The organism is Anabaena lutea FACHB-196, from assembly GCF_014698305.1.
Taxonomy (GTDB): Bacteria; Cyanobacteriota; Cyanobacteriia; order Cyanobacteriales; family Nostocaceae; genus Anabaena; species Anabaena lutea.
In genome coordinates, this window is the sequence record NZ_JACJST010000010.1 from 107,680 (window position 1) to 122,448 (window position 14,769).

The window sequence follows — 14,769 nt, forward strand, 5'->3', positions numbered from 1 at the left end:
GCGTATGACTCCTACGTCGTCATGCAAGCTATAGATAGCCATAGGACTAACTCCTGAATTTTGCTGTATATGCTTTCCTTTGGAGAGCATAAGACGTTGAAAACGAAGGGGAACGGTTGTTAAATTTTTGCACAGATGTGGGAATTATAACCAATTAACCAATCAGAGTGGATGACTTCAAATTTTCATGAATTACGTAGTTGCTATTGACACATTAAAGCAAGCAGATCCAATTTTAGCCGAGGTAATAGAACAGGTGGGGGAGTGTAGACTCAATCAAGTCCAGCAAACAGGGGATTTATTATCTTCACTTTGTCGGTCTATTATTTACCAACAATTATCAGGTAAAGCAGCAACAACTATTCACCAGAGATTTTTACAACTTTACACTGTTTTAACCCCCAGCAATATTCTCAACACCCCAGACGATATTTTGCGAGAAGTTGGCATTTCTCGTCCTAAGATTTCATATCTGAAAGACTTAGCACAACGATTTGATAAATTACCCACCATAGATGATTTGCTGTTAATGGATGATGAAAATATCATCAAAATCTTAACTGAAGTTAAGGGAATTGGACGGTGGACAGTGCAGATGTTACTGATGTTTAGATTACATCGTTGGGATGTTTTACCTGTAGATGACTTGGGTATTCGTAATGCTATCCATCGCCTTTATAGTCTACCGGAACTTCCTAATAAACTAACTGTAGAACAATTAGGAGAAAACTGGAAACCTTACCGCACTATCGCGTGCTGGTATCTATGGTCTAGCTTGTCAATCACTAAATCAGAAAAATTATGAAATTAAACGAAGTTGTGCCTTGGGGTAGAACACTACAAGAGTATAAGCTCATGTTTAATCTATCTGAAATAGACCTAAACAAGAAAATTCTTGGCTGTGGTGATGGTCCAGCAAGTTTCAATGCTGAAATGACAGAATTGGGATATTCAGTTGTCTCCCTTGATCCCATTTACGAGTTCTCTGGAACCCTAATTAGACAACGAGTACAAGAAACTTATGAACCAATCATCTCGCAAGTTAAGCAAAATGTAGACCGTTACATTTGGCAGAATTTTCATGATCCAGAACAACTTGGTTACGCTCGTCTGGCAGCAATGGATAAGTTTTTGCTAGATTATGAAATCGGTAGAATAAAAGGGCGTTATTTGTGGCAATCTCTACCAAAATTAGAACTAGCTGACCATCAATTTGAACTATGTGTTTGTTCTCATCTACTATTTCTTTATTCAGATCACCTATCTCTTGATTTTCATATTGCATCTATTCATGAACTCTTGAGAATTTCAAAAGAAGTGAGAATTTTCCCCTTATTGAAACTTGATTGTGAACCGTCACCTTATCTTGAGTTAGTAGTCAATCTCCTCTCTAGTCAACAGTTTGATGTAGAAGTGCAGCCAGTTGCTTATGAATTTCAAAAAGGTGGCAACCAAATGTTGAAAATAAACAGATAATTTTGGTGTTGCATAAATGCCGGATGACCTATCACACCAAGGGATTTCCAAATAAAAAAATACCCAATCGCTTTTAGGGCAGGGGGCAGAAAAGTCGTTTTGATTGGAGTGAAATTGCGTAATTTATTTTTTTGTGTTCCCCAAATTACAAAAAAAAAGGGAATATTGATAATTACAAAGGGGTTGGTCGGCTGTTCATTCCATGATATCGTCGGCTACGCTTAAGAATTAAGGTGATCGCCGTCTTTTCGGTGAGGATCACGGCATAATAAATAGTTATGGAGCATATAAAGATGAACATCCAACAGGAAATACGTGTCCTAAATTCGTCTATCGAGTTGATTACGAGTTATGTGAACTATGCTATCTGCTGCTTTCCAGAAGATCGATCAAAATTAGTAACAAGTGTATTGCCTCAAGACAGCACAGCTAAGAAGTATTTTTTCATATTATTGTTAGAAGTTATTGCGGCTGTTAATAAGGAAATTATTCCTGGGAAAAATGACGGAGATAATCTGCTAAGGCTATTGCATAGAATATCAGTATCACCTCAGCTAGACTGCAACTTAGAAAGTACGGCGGCACTGAAGAAGTCTGTTGAGGAATTTGAAACTTGGCTTAATCATGAATTTTATTATGAAATATACTCCGCTAATATAGGAAAAGAATTAAAAATTAGACTGTGTAGGAAAGATGCTATTTATTTAATTGGCAATAGGTGTAAACACTCCCTTCTTAGATCAAATGCGATATTGGGAAAAATAGTTAAAATATATAAGAATAGTGGGGTTTTACTAGATCCAGGAACGGAGATTCTAATTCTAGAAGATATCGATAACTGGCTATTTGATGATTTTGGTGGCTATCACTTTACAAAACTGTGTGAACTAAGCGCTAATGTTTATTATGGAATAGTTCAATATGTTCGCCCAATTTATGTGAAATGCTTAGTGAAAGCTGATGAGATTCAATATTCGTATAAAATGCCAAGTGAATTAACTGAAGATGAAAGTAAGTTTGAGTACTATGAGTTATTAAACAGAGTCAGGTCACCATTTTTACCTGCAATTGAAACCTACGAACACTTAGAGGGGCGGTACTAGTATGCATAACAGCCGGGATATCTGCAATTTGGGACACAATGTAAATAAATGCTGCAAAAGCTAATTTAACAATTTACTAATTTGCCAAAAAATGGTACAGAGACGTTCAAATTTTGCACACTAAAATCAACTTTTTACGTAGTTCAGCCTCTTAAACTTGCCCATAAATGACTCTTCTTAGGGATGTTTTCATTTGAATAATCAAGTTCACATGGAGGCTCAAACAACGGTAAATCAAGAGTTTTGAAAAATTAAATTTACAAAACTTTACATCATGTCCCAAATTGCTGGTATCCCAACTGTACCCCAAGCAAGGACGCTTTGTATCTCGCGCTATGCGTCTCGATACAATTCTGGTTTTAAACTGGGCTTTATACCCAGAACTAAAGTTTTTATTAAAACTGCTCTCTGCCTTTCTTTGTAACTAATTAAAAGCCTGAGCCAATCGACCAATACCTTCTTGAATCTGCATTTCATCCAGTTCAGCATAGCCGAAAATAAATTCACCTTGGCTCCATGAATTAAGATAAGAAGAACGAGCAGACATCAAACCCACTCCCACCGTTTCCGCACGCTCAATTATGGTTTCATCACTCAAATGAGTGTCAAATTTCACCATAATATGAATACCTGCATTCTCACCAAAAATAGTAACTTGTTGGCCAAAATGTGTATTTAATGCTTGCACCAGCACTTGCCGGCGTTGGTCATAGAGCGATCGCATTTTCCGAATATGACTTTCCAAATATCCATCAGCAATAAATTCTGCTAATACCTTTTGTTCTAAAGTTGGTAGCTGTCTGTCACTCAACCACTTCACCTGGGCAAACAGCGATACTAAATGTGGTGGTACAACCAAATAACCTATTCGCAGTGAAGGGAACAAAACCTTAGAAAAAGTACCAATATAAATCACACAATCGCTCTGGTCTAATCCCTGGAGAGCAGGAATAGGGCGGTCGCCATAACGATACTCACTATCGTAATCATCTTCCAAAATCAAAGCATTATGCTGCTGCGCCCATAAGAGCAACTCCAAACGCCGGGGTAGAGATAGAGTAGATCCAGTAGGAAACTGATGGGAAGGAGTGACATAGACCATGCGAATTCTTTCTCCATCGCTGTTTGCCAGTTTTTCGACCATCAAACCAGAGTCATCTATAGGCACAGGTAACAAATTTACACCATGACTGAGAAATACCCGACGGGCGCTCAAATATCCAGGGTCTTCCATTGCCATGCTATCACCCGGATCAACCAACAACCGCATCACTAAATCTAAAGCTTGTTGAGTCCCATTGGTGATAATGATTTGTTCGCGATCGCATTTTATAGCCCTAGCTCGTGCTAAGTAATGAGCGATCGCCACTCTTAGGGGGAGATATCCTTGAAAATCCGTCGCATAGTCCAACCAGTCTAAATCAGCCTTGCAGTGCCGTGACAACAACTTAGACCAAAGTTTTCTGGGAAAATGGTTCAGTGCAGGTCTTCCATAGCGAAAACTGATCGCAGTGTTCACTTCTGTCTGTAATGAGAATAGTGTGCTGGTTAAGCGAGTTCCTTGCTGTGAAAGCTGAATAGGGGAAGCATTCTGTTTTTCATCCGTAATCACAGGCACAGAATGCAGCAGGTCATCGGGCAGTTGAGCGCAGACATAAGTACCAGAACCAACAATTGTTTGCAAATAGCCTTCACTTAAAAGTTGTTCGTAACTCTGTGTTACCGTTGTCCGAGAAATGCCTAGAGATTTGGCCAGCGATCTCGTGGAAGGAATTTTTTGGCGTGGTAGTAATCGCCCAGTCAAAATTGCCCGTCGTAATTCTTCGTAGATTTGTTGATGAAGTGGCTGTGGTAGACGACTATCTAGAGCGATCGCTAAATCCATACTCAATTCCCAAGTGGACTTATATAAAAGTATAAAATTGGCTCTTGTTAAAGTCCACTTAAATGACTAACTTAGTCATAACCAAGGCAGGAGACAGAGGGCAGAAGAAACAAGTCACAAGGGGATTCAGACCCCTCCTGACTTGGAAGCACTGAATCAAGGTTCAGTGGGGGTCTTTAACCCTTGTTCCCTCCGGTCACTGGCAGAGAAATCCGAATCAGTATTCCCTTCTCCCTCCTGCCCTCTGCCTTTCTTGATAACAGGATTTCAACAACTCAATGATGCTAACCCAACAGAAGATTCAGATTAGGGCAGAAACTCCCCAGGAAGATGCCCTAATTGCAGAACACTTTTATCAAATGTGGCTAGATAACAACATTTCCCCCCAAGCAATTACAGCCGATTGGTTGGACACAGTGTTGCACTTTATTGATCATGCCCGTCGAGAACTAGAATATCAGGCATTTGTCGCAGAGATAGACGGTCTGATTATTGGTTCTGTCGGTTGTCAACGATTTGCTGGATTGTATCCAAATATCATGAAAGCCAGAGAACGCTGTGATGGATATATCTGGGGCGTTTATGTACAACCAGCTTACCGTCGTCAGGGAATTGCCACAAAATTAACAAAAAAAGCGATGGAATATCTGAAAACAATTGGTTGTACCCATGCAGTTTTAAATGCTTCCCCATCTGGTGAACCTGTTTATTCACAATTGGGATTTATGAACAGCAATCTGATGCGGCTAGATTTGCATTCTCTTGGTTGATTCGTAGATTAAGTGAACAGGTACAAAAAGCCAAAAAAGTATATAACGCGTAAAATTGCTCAAAACCTTCTTTCTCTTGCTTGGTAATAACTACAATTTTTAATCCCAAACTACTTATTCACAACAGCAATCAATATGAATTCATTACCAACTGAAACCCAGTCTGATTTATTAACAATTACCCAACGTAATCAAATCAAAATATTACCTCACAAAGCAAAGTATGAGCGTCAAGAGATTTACCAAATCTTAGATGAAGGCTTAGTCTGTCATGTCGGATTTGTGGTTGATTCTCAACCATTTGTGATTCCTACTGCCTATGGCAGAATAGATGAGTGTTTGTACATCCACGGTTCCCCAGCTAGTCGAATGTTGCGAAACCTGAAACAGGGTATCGAAGTTTGCATCACCGTCACCTTGTTAGATGGGTTAGTGTTAGCACGTTCAGCTTTTCGTCATTCAATGAATTTTCGTTCTGTTGTCATCTTTGGAACTGCAACCGTTGTGGAAGATGAAGCCGAAAAATTAGCAGCATTGAAAGCATTTACCGAACACGTTGTTTCTGGTCGCTGGGACGAGGTGCGTTCTCCCACCCGTCAGGAACTTGCCGGAACACTGGTATTATCACTACCCATAACAGAAGCCTCTGCCAAAGTGAGAACAGGACCACCAATTGACTATGAGGAAGATTACGCTTTAAGCGTGTGGGCGGGAGAATTGCCATTACGATTAACAACCACAACGCCAATACCAGATCCGCGTCTATCACCAGAGATTAAATTACCAGTTAACGTACAGAATTATACTAGAAATTCGGCAAAGTCTGTGTAAGGTAAAACGCAAATTACAAGGGAACAGAGAAGGCTTATTTTCTATTCCCTAACTTCTTCAAGATAAAAAAATGAAAATCAAGTCTGGCAATCAATTTGTCCGTAACCATAAAACCAATGAAAGCACAGATGCAGAAACATTGGGTTTAGCTTATGGTTTTCTGGGTGTTTTAATATTTAGTTTGACACTTCCGGCAACACGCCTTGCAGTAGCTGAATTGGACTCTACCTTTGTGGGGTTAGGACGTGCGGTAGTAGCATCTATTTTGGCAGCTTTGTTATTGAAGGTGACTCGGCAACCCATACCATCACGGCGGCATTTATCCAGTTTGGTGGTTGTGGCTTTAGGTGTGATTGTAGGGTTTCCTTTGCTATCAGCTTGGGCAATGCGCTCTTTACCTGCATCTCATGGGGCAATCATAGTAGGCATTTTACCATTAGCTACTGCCATTGTTGGTGCATTGAGAACAGGCGAGCGTCCTTCGACCAAATTCTGGTTATGTAGTGGTATTGGCAGTACAGTAGTTGTCGGCTTTGCAGTCATAACTGGAGGTGGAAGATTACAGATTACTGATTTGGCTTTACTCGGTGCGGTTATTGCTGCGGCTGTGGGTTATGCCGAGGGAGGACGTTTATCGCGTGAATTAGGCGGATGGCAGGTGATTTGCTGGGCATTGGTCTTGTCTGCTATTCCTTTGACAGTTCCCGTTGCTATTGCGGTCGCTCAACATGGACTTCACGCCTCATTACAAGCATGGTTAGGCTTTAGCTATGTCAGTGTGTTCAGTATGTTTCTTGGCTTTTTTGCCTGGTATCATGGGCTGGGGATTGGCGGGGTGGTGCGAGTCAGTCAAATGCAACTTTTGCAACCCTTTCTGACTATTTTTGCTTCAGTATTATTTCTGCAAGAGCAGATGACAACACCAACTATCATCACAGCGTTGGTAGTTTTTGCAACAGTTGCAGTGGGTAAAAAAGCTCCAATTTACAGTTTGCAATAAGCATTCATATCAGTATTTCAACCATAACTCAGTACAACAACCGTCGTTGAGCATCGCGAATAACATATCCATTAGAATCATTGGTCAATATCGAGATCAGAGTGAGGATCATCATTTTTAACTACTGGCTCAGATATGTTGACCGACAAAACTTGCAGATTACCTTGAGTACAGATTAATCGCAGACTATCAATTTCCGCCGGTTGGACACGATGTTGGTAATGAGAGAGAAAAGTGTCATTCAAATAAACAGCCAATTGGGTTTCTTGTACCGCAATCTTCACAGTAAACTTTTTACCAAAGGCCATCTCCTGGGGGAAGGGAAGTCTTTCTTCCAGCCCCCAATTCCCGACCTGAGTATTTTGGACGATTTGTCCTTCATTTAACTGTTAATGAAATTTTATTTAGCACGTCTAGAGTTAGGCGAGATTCTGAAACAGAAGTAGAGACTACTACTGCCTAACCGGATAATATAATCCGTCTTGCTCCTGAAATGTCCACCCCAAGCTCATCGGGTCACGATTCCTCGACCAACTAATAAATTCTTTTTCACTCTTGCTTTCGCGCTCTGTAATCAAACTTTGAGCAGTGACACCCAATCGTTGCGCTAAATTCTCAGGAGCAAAAGATTTTATTTCAACTGGTTGTTGTTGATATGGGTATGCGGATCTGCTACTACGGGCTTGACTACCGTATTTGCCAGAAGCAAGCGCCCGTTCTATTTTTTCCAATTGTTTACCAAGGACTTCCAGTTTAGTGGACACCAGTTGATCTTGCTGGCAAAGGTGCGTTTCCATTTCCAAAAGTTTTTCCTCCACCTGCTGTAATTCGGTGGTTGCTTCCAGTTTAACGCTGCTATCAAAACGCGATATCACTTCCTGTAAGCCTTGCAGTAACGCTGTTGTATGACCGTCACGGTGTATTTTTGCTAAGTTGCGTACTACAGAAATTAGTACAGTAGGCACGCGAATCATCTCGCTGGGTGGGGTCTTGTTGGCAGTCATGATAGCTAAGATTGATATCATAAATTATAACCCCAAAGCCGTGGTTTTTCTGGCTTGAATCTGGAAACGCACTGGTACAAAAAACTATATGTTTAAGAACATGTAGGAATAACACAAGCGTGCCAAGAAGCTATGGATAGCAACTCGCCTAGCACGACGTTCTTCTGCTAATTGTAGTGCCTGTTGTTCACGGCTTGGTCGTGATACTCGTACAACCACAGTGCCATCAGTTTGGGTTATTGATGAAAGATTGTGTGCTTCATCGACGGCTTTGAGAGCTTGATGATGTGTAGCGAAAACTTGGTTAAGTGTTTCAGCTAAGTTCTGCAATAAGTGAAAACGGTCTGCAACATGAATGGCTTCAGGCGCTCCTTGACGAATACCACTTTCATAAACTTTTGACCTTATGTTGATTTTCTCGATGATGATTTTGCGATAGCATAATTCACCTCTGATTAACTGAGTAGAAAGCTTGAATAATTGCAATCGAAAAAATTTAAGTTTTTAATCAATCAGGACTTACGCAAAATATAGCAACAGCCAAGGTGGTTAGGACATCAACAGATGATAAAACGTAGACAGTAAAAGCCTTTTAACTCTGTCACCTGTCAAGAGTCACCTGTCACCTGCTATATCTCTCAAACCCTCATTCTTCCGTGTCCTCTGTGCCTCTGTGGTTCGTTTATTCCATAGCTCGTGCGTAAGTCCTATAAATCAAAAAAATATATATTTATTCCACACGCACAACATCTCTAAGGTCTAGCCAGTTATAACGTCGAATCAACCAAGGCAACACTATAATTACAATCAGTAAAATAATCGAAATAGCAATTCCTAAAGGTGTGCCTACCCTTAATGCTCCTCCCATGTAGGTCAGTAAAAATGTTGAGGGAATCATGCCTAAAAAAGTAGCCAGGGCATATTTAGGAAGAGAAAGACCAGCAATTCCCGCAGCATAGCTAATCAAATCAAAAGAAAATATTGGCAGCATCCGAGTAATAAAAATTACCCAGCTAAGATAGGTCTCTCCTCTGTTTTTCGAGAAATAAATTATCTTACCAGTTAAAGCTTTAATGGCCGATCGCCCCAAAGTTCGACCCAAAAAATAAGCAATTAAACCACCGATAAAACCTCCTATGATGCTGTATATTCCTGCCATCAATGTCCCCCAAATAGTGCCAGCTATAACTGCGAGTGGCGCACTGGGAATAGGACTAATAACTACAGATAAAGCCAAGATACCAATATAGACAAATGGGCCAAGTAACCCTAAATTTTTTACAGTTTGTCTAAATCCTTCTGGTGTTAATATATTTACCTGGGGATTTAGTAGCCAATAACAGACGGCTAAACATAGGAGCAAAATTACCAATGCAAAGGCGTTTTGACGATTAAACAGGATTTTGATTCTTTCCTGTCTTTTCACTTACTTAGTTCTCCCTTTTAGGTATTACTTCTCTTAATAGTATCTCCCAGACGAGGGAAAAAAGCTGGTGTATTGCTGGCATAGCGATCGTACTCTGCACCAAATTCTGCTCGCACCTCACGTTCTTCTTGGCGTGCTAGTCGTGTATACATCCACACCAGCACTGGGAACATCAACAGCGTTAAGATTGTGGGCCACTGAAGCAGGAATCCGAACATGATGAGGATAAAAGCTACATATTGGGGATGACGAATTGTTGCATAAGGCCCAGAAGTCGCCAGCGTGTGACTGCGCTGGGCTTTGTAAAGGACTTCCCAGGCAGAGCCAAGATAGATGAGTCCACCAAAAATAAACACGTTACTTAAAAGGTGAATTGGGTTTAAGTGGGGATCGCCTTTCCAACCCAGCAATGTCCACCAGAGATGTCCGGCATCATGGGAGAAAATATCCAGTTTGGGAAAGCGAGTTTGTAGCCAACCTGATAGTAAGTAAAGGGTCAATGGAAACCCATACATTTCCGTAAATAACGCGACAATAAAAGCTGAGAAAGCACCAAATGAACGCCAATCACGAGGACTTTTTGGCTTTGTGAAGCTGAAGGCAAAAATGATAAATATCAGTGAATTGATAATTACTAAAGACCAAAGACCATAAGCAGGGATATCTTTCATAATTCATTTTCCTTTCTTGTGGTGAAGTATTAGTTATTTTGTGCTAATTGCCTTTATTGAGATTGGTTATTGCTTCCACCGCCTCCCCCATGTCCGCCATGTCCACCGTGCATAAATAAGTGCATAATTATACAAAGTCCCAGAAGTAAGAATAGTGGTGGAAGGCCAAGTATATGGGCCCAATGTTCTGCTATGAGAAAGAAGGCAATAATGGCGAGAAAGACAAACAATACGATTTTGACAACTGATATTCTTGTGCTGGATTGATGATTGTGTTGGTGAGCCATGTTTTCTTAATTTGTAGTAATTGAAATTCTCTAATTGTCTATCTCTACAGCGAAATCAGCTTTTTAGCTGGCGGCAACATTAAGGGTGAATTATTTGTTACTGGCTTTCTTCTAAAAAACGTAAGTGAGATAGGAAGGGACATCAAAATAAAGACCAGTGGTAGGGTGTAAAGAAAGATAGAAACTAGAGGTGAGCGAGAAACAGCTAGCAGTAAAAAAACACTAACAGTGAAGATAATAAATAGTGCCTGGTTTACAGACAGGTTATCAAGCTGGAAGGAATAATGTTTGTGTTGATGAATCATAAAAACCTCCTTTTATAGAACTATGTGCTAGATAACTTAAATCCTTTCAATAAGGATGAATTAACAATCACTGACAAGGAACTCAAAGCCATCGCAGCTGCGGCAATAATTGGGTTGAGAAAACCGAAGGCAGCAATAGGAATGCCAATGGCGTTGTAAATAAACGCCCAAAATAGGTTTTGTTTGATTTTGAGCATCGTGGCACGAGATAGGCGAATCGAGGTGACAACATCTCGCACATCGTTTTTCACCAAAATGATCCCACCTGTTTCCTTGGCCACATCTGCACCAGAACCAATCGCAATACCAATGTCAGCAGTTGCTAAGGCGGGTGCATCATTAACACCGTCTCCCACCATTGCCACAACTTCGCCGCGTCGTTGAATATCTTTGACAACTTGGGCTTTATCACCGGGTAATACCTCTGCAATTACCTTATCTATTCCCAGTTGACGGGCGATCGCTTCGGCAGTACGCTGATTGTCTCCGGTGAGCATCACGACTTTAACTTTTTCCCGCCGTAAAGCCGCGATCGCTTCCTTGGCTTCAGGTTTGATGGTGTCGGCTACTGCCACAATCCCCATTAGCAAACCATTACAACCAACCAGCATGGCTGTTTTACCGTCAGATTCCAAACGAGTCAGTATCTCTTCTGTTGCAGGATTAATTTGATAGCCTTGCTCGCGGAACAAGCGGCGATTACCAAGCAAAATCCTATCTCGATTAATTTCTCCCCGAATCCCATGTCCGGGAATAGCTTCAAAATTATTCACTTTGGGAATATCTAGCATCTGATGTCTGGCTTCTCGCACAATTGCTTCACCCAAAGGATGTTCTGAACCCGCTTCTACAGCCGCCGCCAACCGGAGAATTTCATCGTTTGGGCGTTCTGCCAAAGCTACAATATCCGTTACACTAGGCTCACCACGAGTCAAGGTGCCAGTTTTGTCAAAAATGACAGTCGAGAGCTTTTCTGCCCTTTCTAAAATTTCCCCACCCCGAATTAAAATCCCGGCTTCTGCTCCCTTACCCACACCAACCATCAACGCGGCGGGAGTAGCAATACCCAAAGCACAGGGACAAGAAATAATTAACACAGCAATAAATGCCAGTAAAGCTTGCGGAAAGTTCCCGACAAGTAACCAACCGAGAAATGCCAGTACCGCAATTCCCACAACCGCAGGCACAAAATAACCCGTCACTTTATCCGCCAACCGTTGGACTTGAGCCGTACTTGTCTGGGCTTCCTCCACAATTTTGATGATTTGAGCTAAAGCCGTTTCCGCCCCCACACGAGTCGCCCGAAAACGGAAAAGTCCGGTTCTGTTTAAAGTACCACCAATCACCGCAGATTCGGCTTGCTTCTCTACTGGTAGTGACTCCCCTGTCAGCATTGACTCATCTACAGATGAAGATCCATCCAGCACAATTCCATCCGTCGGTACTTTTTCTCCCGGACGGACAACAACTGTTTCATCCACCATTAATTGCTCTGCCGGAATTTCCATCTCCATACCATCTCGGATGACTCTGGCGGTGGCAGGTTTTAAATCTAGAAGTTTGCGTACTGCTGCCGATGAGTTCTTTTTGATAATTTCTTCCATATACTTGCCTAGTAAAACAAAGGCAATGACGACGGCAGAAACTTCAAAATAAACGCTACGTTCCTCAACTCCAACAGGTAGAGCATTAGGAAAGAAAATCACTGCCACACTATAGAAATAGGCAACGCTGGTTCCTAAAGCAATCAGGAAATCCATGTTTACATTGCGGCTTTTGATGGCATTCCACGCTCCCACGTAAAATGACCAGCCACCAATGAACTGCACAGGGGTAGCCAGGATAAAAAGCCAGACTCCCCAGGTGAACCAGGGTAGAGCAGAAATCGGCACCCAGCTTAAGATACTTACACCTGCTGCCAGTCCCAAAAATGCAGCCGCTCGCAGAATTGCTAAAAATAGTACCCCCGTCATCGCAATGGTGACGCGAGTCCGCATAGATTTGAGTTCCTTCTCAGGATCTAAAAATGTGTTTAAGCAAGTTTGGCTACAAAAATAGTAAGTGCGTCCACTTCGTTCTGTCTTCAAGGATGTGGCTTTAGGTACTGTCATGCCACAAATAGGATCTTTTGCCATCCCACCTTGGGGTACAATGCTTGCGTGTCTATGTCCGTGATGCTCGTGAGTTCTGGTCATTTTTGAATGAACTCCTTCATCCTGCTAGTTGTGATTCAAAAGTATGCAGGCAAGTCTGGCTGCAAAAATAGTAAGTCTGTCCGTCTCGCTCGGACTTCAATGCTGTAGCCTTTTCTACAGTCATGCCACATATTGGGTCTACAGCAGTCTTGTCACTATCTTGTTGACGCTTGCGTCTAAAAAAATTCCACATAATTGACCTCCTTGAGAGCAGATATCAATCGTGTCAGGTCAAAATCTCTCCGGAATTCAACTTTCTTCAGGGTTGGATTTATACCAAACCTGATACCACTGCTGCATCTGGTTAATTTCAGCCGTTTGAGTTTTAATGATGGACTGAGCTAAGTTACGAATTTCTGGTTTGGTAGCTTTTTTAGTAGCCATCTGCGACATCATTAGAGCCATGCGATGATGAGGAATCATCTGACGGACAAATTCTTTGTCGAAATCTGGTGCATTTTTCAATGCTGCCAAATCTACATTCATACCCATCATGTTGCAGTTCATCGGCATTTTCATCATGCCTGGGTTCATCTGTTGGCACATACGCTGATGCATTGCCATCATTTCTTGACGAGTCATGGCTGTTACAGGTACTTCTTTCCCGTACCATGCCTTATACCAAGATTTCATTTGCTGAATTTCGCTGTTTTGTTCTTGTTTAATAGCTTGAGCTAGCTTTTTAATTTCTGGGTGTTGAGCGCGACTTAATGCGATATCAGCCATTTCTATTGCTTGAGTGTGATGGGGAACCATCTTTTCAATGAAATGCTGATCCATATTAGTCATCATCCCTCTTTGGGGAGGAGGAGTAGTTTCTGTAGATTGGTGATGAGTATTATGTTCTGAGTTTGAAACCTGAGCTTGTGCGTTATTTAAAATTACTAATCCAGCGAGCGCACTAGTGCTTAATAGACCAGCCAAGCCATACAACAATGTTTTTGTTTTCATAACCCCACCTCATTTTAAGAGTTAAAGACAACTTATATTTATGAAATTATCGAGAGATTGTGAGGAACTTGTGAGACGAAAAATTTTAAATTAAACTCAATAAAATTGCTCAGACATCAAGTATTATGCAAGCTTTTTTGGTTTCACTTTTCTTGCAAAAATTAAGTTAATTTTCTTTCCAATCAAATAGCTAGATCGTTTTATCTTCAACAAAAACCTATAATTTAAGATTTACATATAGAGATGAAAAGAGGATGAAATATTCTTCTTGTACACGTTTCTTTACATAATCAAGGCGATCGCATCCTTACTGGTCTAGTAATAAATGCGATTACCCGAAGGATACTGCTAAAGGCAATCGCGCTGTTTGGACTTTGTTTGACATCCATGCTTAATTCAGGGGTTGACCCACACCCACTGCTAGCAATTGGTCACGAGTTGGTTTACCTGTCAGCACTAACACTCCGTTGATAGCGATCGCTGGTACTGATTGAACTCCATAATGTTCAGCTTTCGCTAGATAAGTCTGCTGCTCCTGACTTAAACGCAAATCATAGACTAATACTTCACAATTTGAACAAGCTAATTCTTGCACTGTACGGACTGTTTCGTCACAAAGAGGACAATTGGCTGTAAATATCTCAATTTGACGTTTTGTCATAATCTCCACCAACAATTACTTTACTAGTATTGTCAACTCTCCTGTTAGGTGGAGATTCAAGCTTATGAATACAATCTTAATAATTTGTATAAATTTGTTTGATATTAATTACAAATTAATTTTCTTCATACAAATTTATAACTATATTTTGCTTCATAAAAGTTTTTCTCGTGATCTCTTGACTCTCCAGTTAAATGGAGCATT

General features: G+C 41.0%; 16 protein-coding genes and 1 pseudogene. 6 read left to right on the forward strand and 11 right to left on the reverse strand.

The window, feature by feature from the left end; all coding sequences use genetic code 11:
* Positions 1–187: 187 nt before the first annotated feature.
* The 3 genes from H6G59_RS12785 (at position 188) to H6G59_RS12795 (ending at position 2,579) form a co-directional block, all read left to right on the forward strand.
* The gene (locus H6G59_RS12785) at positions 188–805 is read left to right on the forward strand and encodes a DNA-3-methyladenine glycosylase family protein (RefSeq protein ID WP_190714949.1); all 618 of its coding nucleotides are present in this window, start codon (positions 188–190) and stop codon (positions 803–805) included.
* Positions 802–1,476, forward strand: coding sequence for an SAM-dependent methyltransferase (locus tag H6G59_RS12790; protein WP_190714952.1), 675 nt, complete (start codon positions 802–804; stop codon positions 1,474–1,476). The genes H6G59_RS12785 and H6G59_RS12790 overlap by 4 nt, the downstream gene beginning before the upstream one ends.
* Before the next feature lie 293 nt (positions 1,477–1,769).
* Positions 1,770–2,579 carry a hypothetical protein gene (locus tag H6G59_RS12795; protein WP_190714954.1) on the forward strand — a complete coding sequence of 270 codons (810 nt, stop codon included), beginning with the start codon at positions 1,770–1,772 and terminating at the stop codon, positions 2,577–2,579.
* Positions 2,580–3,003: 424 nt separating this feature from the next.
* On the opposite strand, the gene pdxR is transcribed toward H6G59_RS12795, so the two are convergent.
* Positions 3,004–4,464: a MocR-like pyridoxine biosynthesis transcription factor PdxR gene (gene pdxR / locus H6G59_RS12800; protein ID WP_190715035.1), complete on the reverse strand. Its 1,461-nt coding sequence runs from the start codon at positions 4,462–4,464 to the stop codon at positions 3,004–3,006.
* 278 nt (positions 4,465–4,742) lie between these two features.
* Here pdxR and H6G59_RS12805 point away from each other — a divergent pair, with 278 nt between their 5' ends.
* The 3 genes from H6G59_RS12805 (at position 4,743) to H6G59_RS12815 (ending at position 7,065) form a co-directional block, all read left to right on the forward strand.
* Positions 4,743–5,234, forward strand: coding sequence for a GNAT family N-acetyltransferase (locus tag H6G59_RS12805; protein ID WP_127055461.1), 492 nt, complete (start codon positions 4,743–4,745; stop codon positions 5,232–5,234).
* 135 nt (positions 5,235–5,369) lie between these two features.
* On the forward strand, positions 5,370–6,065 hold the full coding sequence (locus H6G59_RS12810; protein WP_190714956.1) for a pyridoxamine 5'-phosphate oxidase family protein: 696 nt from the start codon (positions 5,370–5,372) through the stop codon (positions 6,063–6,065).
* A 70-nt stretch (positions 6,066–6,135) separates the two neighbouring features.
* Positions 6,136–7,065: a DMT family transporter gene (locus H6G59_RS12815; RefSeq protein ID WP_190714958.1), complete on the forward strand. Its 930-nt coding sequence runs from the start codon at positions 6,136–6,138 to the stop codon at positions 7,063–7,065.
* A 77-nt stretch (positions 7,066–7,142) separates the two neighbouring features.
* Here the strand turns inward: H6G59_RS12815 and H6G59_RS12820 are convergent, their stop codons facing one another.
* The 10 genes and pseudogenes from H6G59_RS12820 to H6G59_RS12865 form a co-directional block, all read right to left on the reverse strand.
* Positions 7,143–7,373, reverse strand: a complete 231-nt coding sequence (locus H6G59_RS12820; RefSeq protein WP_309296888.1) for a hypothetical protein — start codon at positions 7,371–7,373, stop codon at positions 7,143–7,145.
* 144 nt (positions 7,374–7,517) lie between these two features.
* The gene (locus H6G59_RS12825; RefSeq protein ID WP_242038862.1) at positions 7,518–8,069 is read right to left on the reverse strand and encodes a hypothetical protein; all 552 of its coding nucleotides are present in this window, start codon (positions 8,067–8,069) and stop codon (positions 7,518–7,520) included.
* Positions 8,070–8,201: 132 nt separating this feature from the next.
* Positions 8,202–8,474: pseudogene (locus H6G59_RS12830) on the reverse strand (transposase); the annotation flags it as partial.
* 325 nt (positions 8,475–8,799) lie between these two features.
* Positions 8,800–9,495, reverse strand: coding sequence for a TVP38/TMEM64 family protein (locus H6G59_RS12835; RefSeq protein ID WP_127055466.1), 696 nt, complete (start codon positions 9,493–9,495; stop codon positions 8,800–8,802).
* Between the two features lie 17 nt (positions 9,496–9,512).
* Positions 9,513–10,166, reverse strand: coding sequence for a methyltransferase family protein (locus H6G59_RS12840; protein ID WP_127055467.1), 654 nt, complete (start codon positions 10,164–10,166; stop codon positions 9,513–9,515).
* Between the two features lie 53 nt (positions 10,167–10,219).
* Positions 10,220–10,453, reverse strand: coding sequence for a DUF2933 domain-containing protein (locus H6G59_RS12845; protein ID WP_045873715.1), 234 nt, complete (start codon positions 10,451–10,453; stop codon positions 10,220–10,222).
* Between the two features lie 325 nt (positions 10,454–10,778).
* Positions 10,779–12,953 (reverse strand): heavy metal translocating P-type ATPase, encoded by a 2,175-nt coding sequence (locus H6G59_RS12850; RefSeq protein WP_190714963.1) that lies wholly within the window; start codon positions 12,951–12,953, stop codon positions 10,779–10,781.
* Positions 12,954–12,969: 16 nt separating this feature from the next.
* Positions 12,970–13,146 carry a YHS domain-containing protein gene (locus tag H6G59_RS12855; RefSeq protein WP_127055468.1) on the reverse strand — a complete coding sequence of 59 codons (177 nt, stop codon included), beginning with the start codon at positions 13,144–13,146 and terminating at the stop codon, positions 12,970–12,972.
* A gap of 56 nt (positions 13,147–13,202) precedes the next feature.
* Complete coding sequence (locus tag H6G59_RS12860) at positions 13,203–13,904, reverse strand: DUF305 domain-containing protein (protein ID WP_127055469.1); 702 nt, start codon at positions 13,902–13,904, stop codon at positions 13,203–13,205.
* Between the two features lie 391 nt (positions 13,905–14,295).
* A complete protein-coding gene (locus H6G59_RS12865) occupies positions 14,296–14,565 on the reverse strand; it encodes a thioredoxin family protein (RefSeq protein ID WP_127055470.1) in 270 nt (89 codons plus the stop codon).
* Positions 14,566–14,769 lie beyond the last annotated feature (204 nt).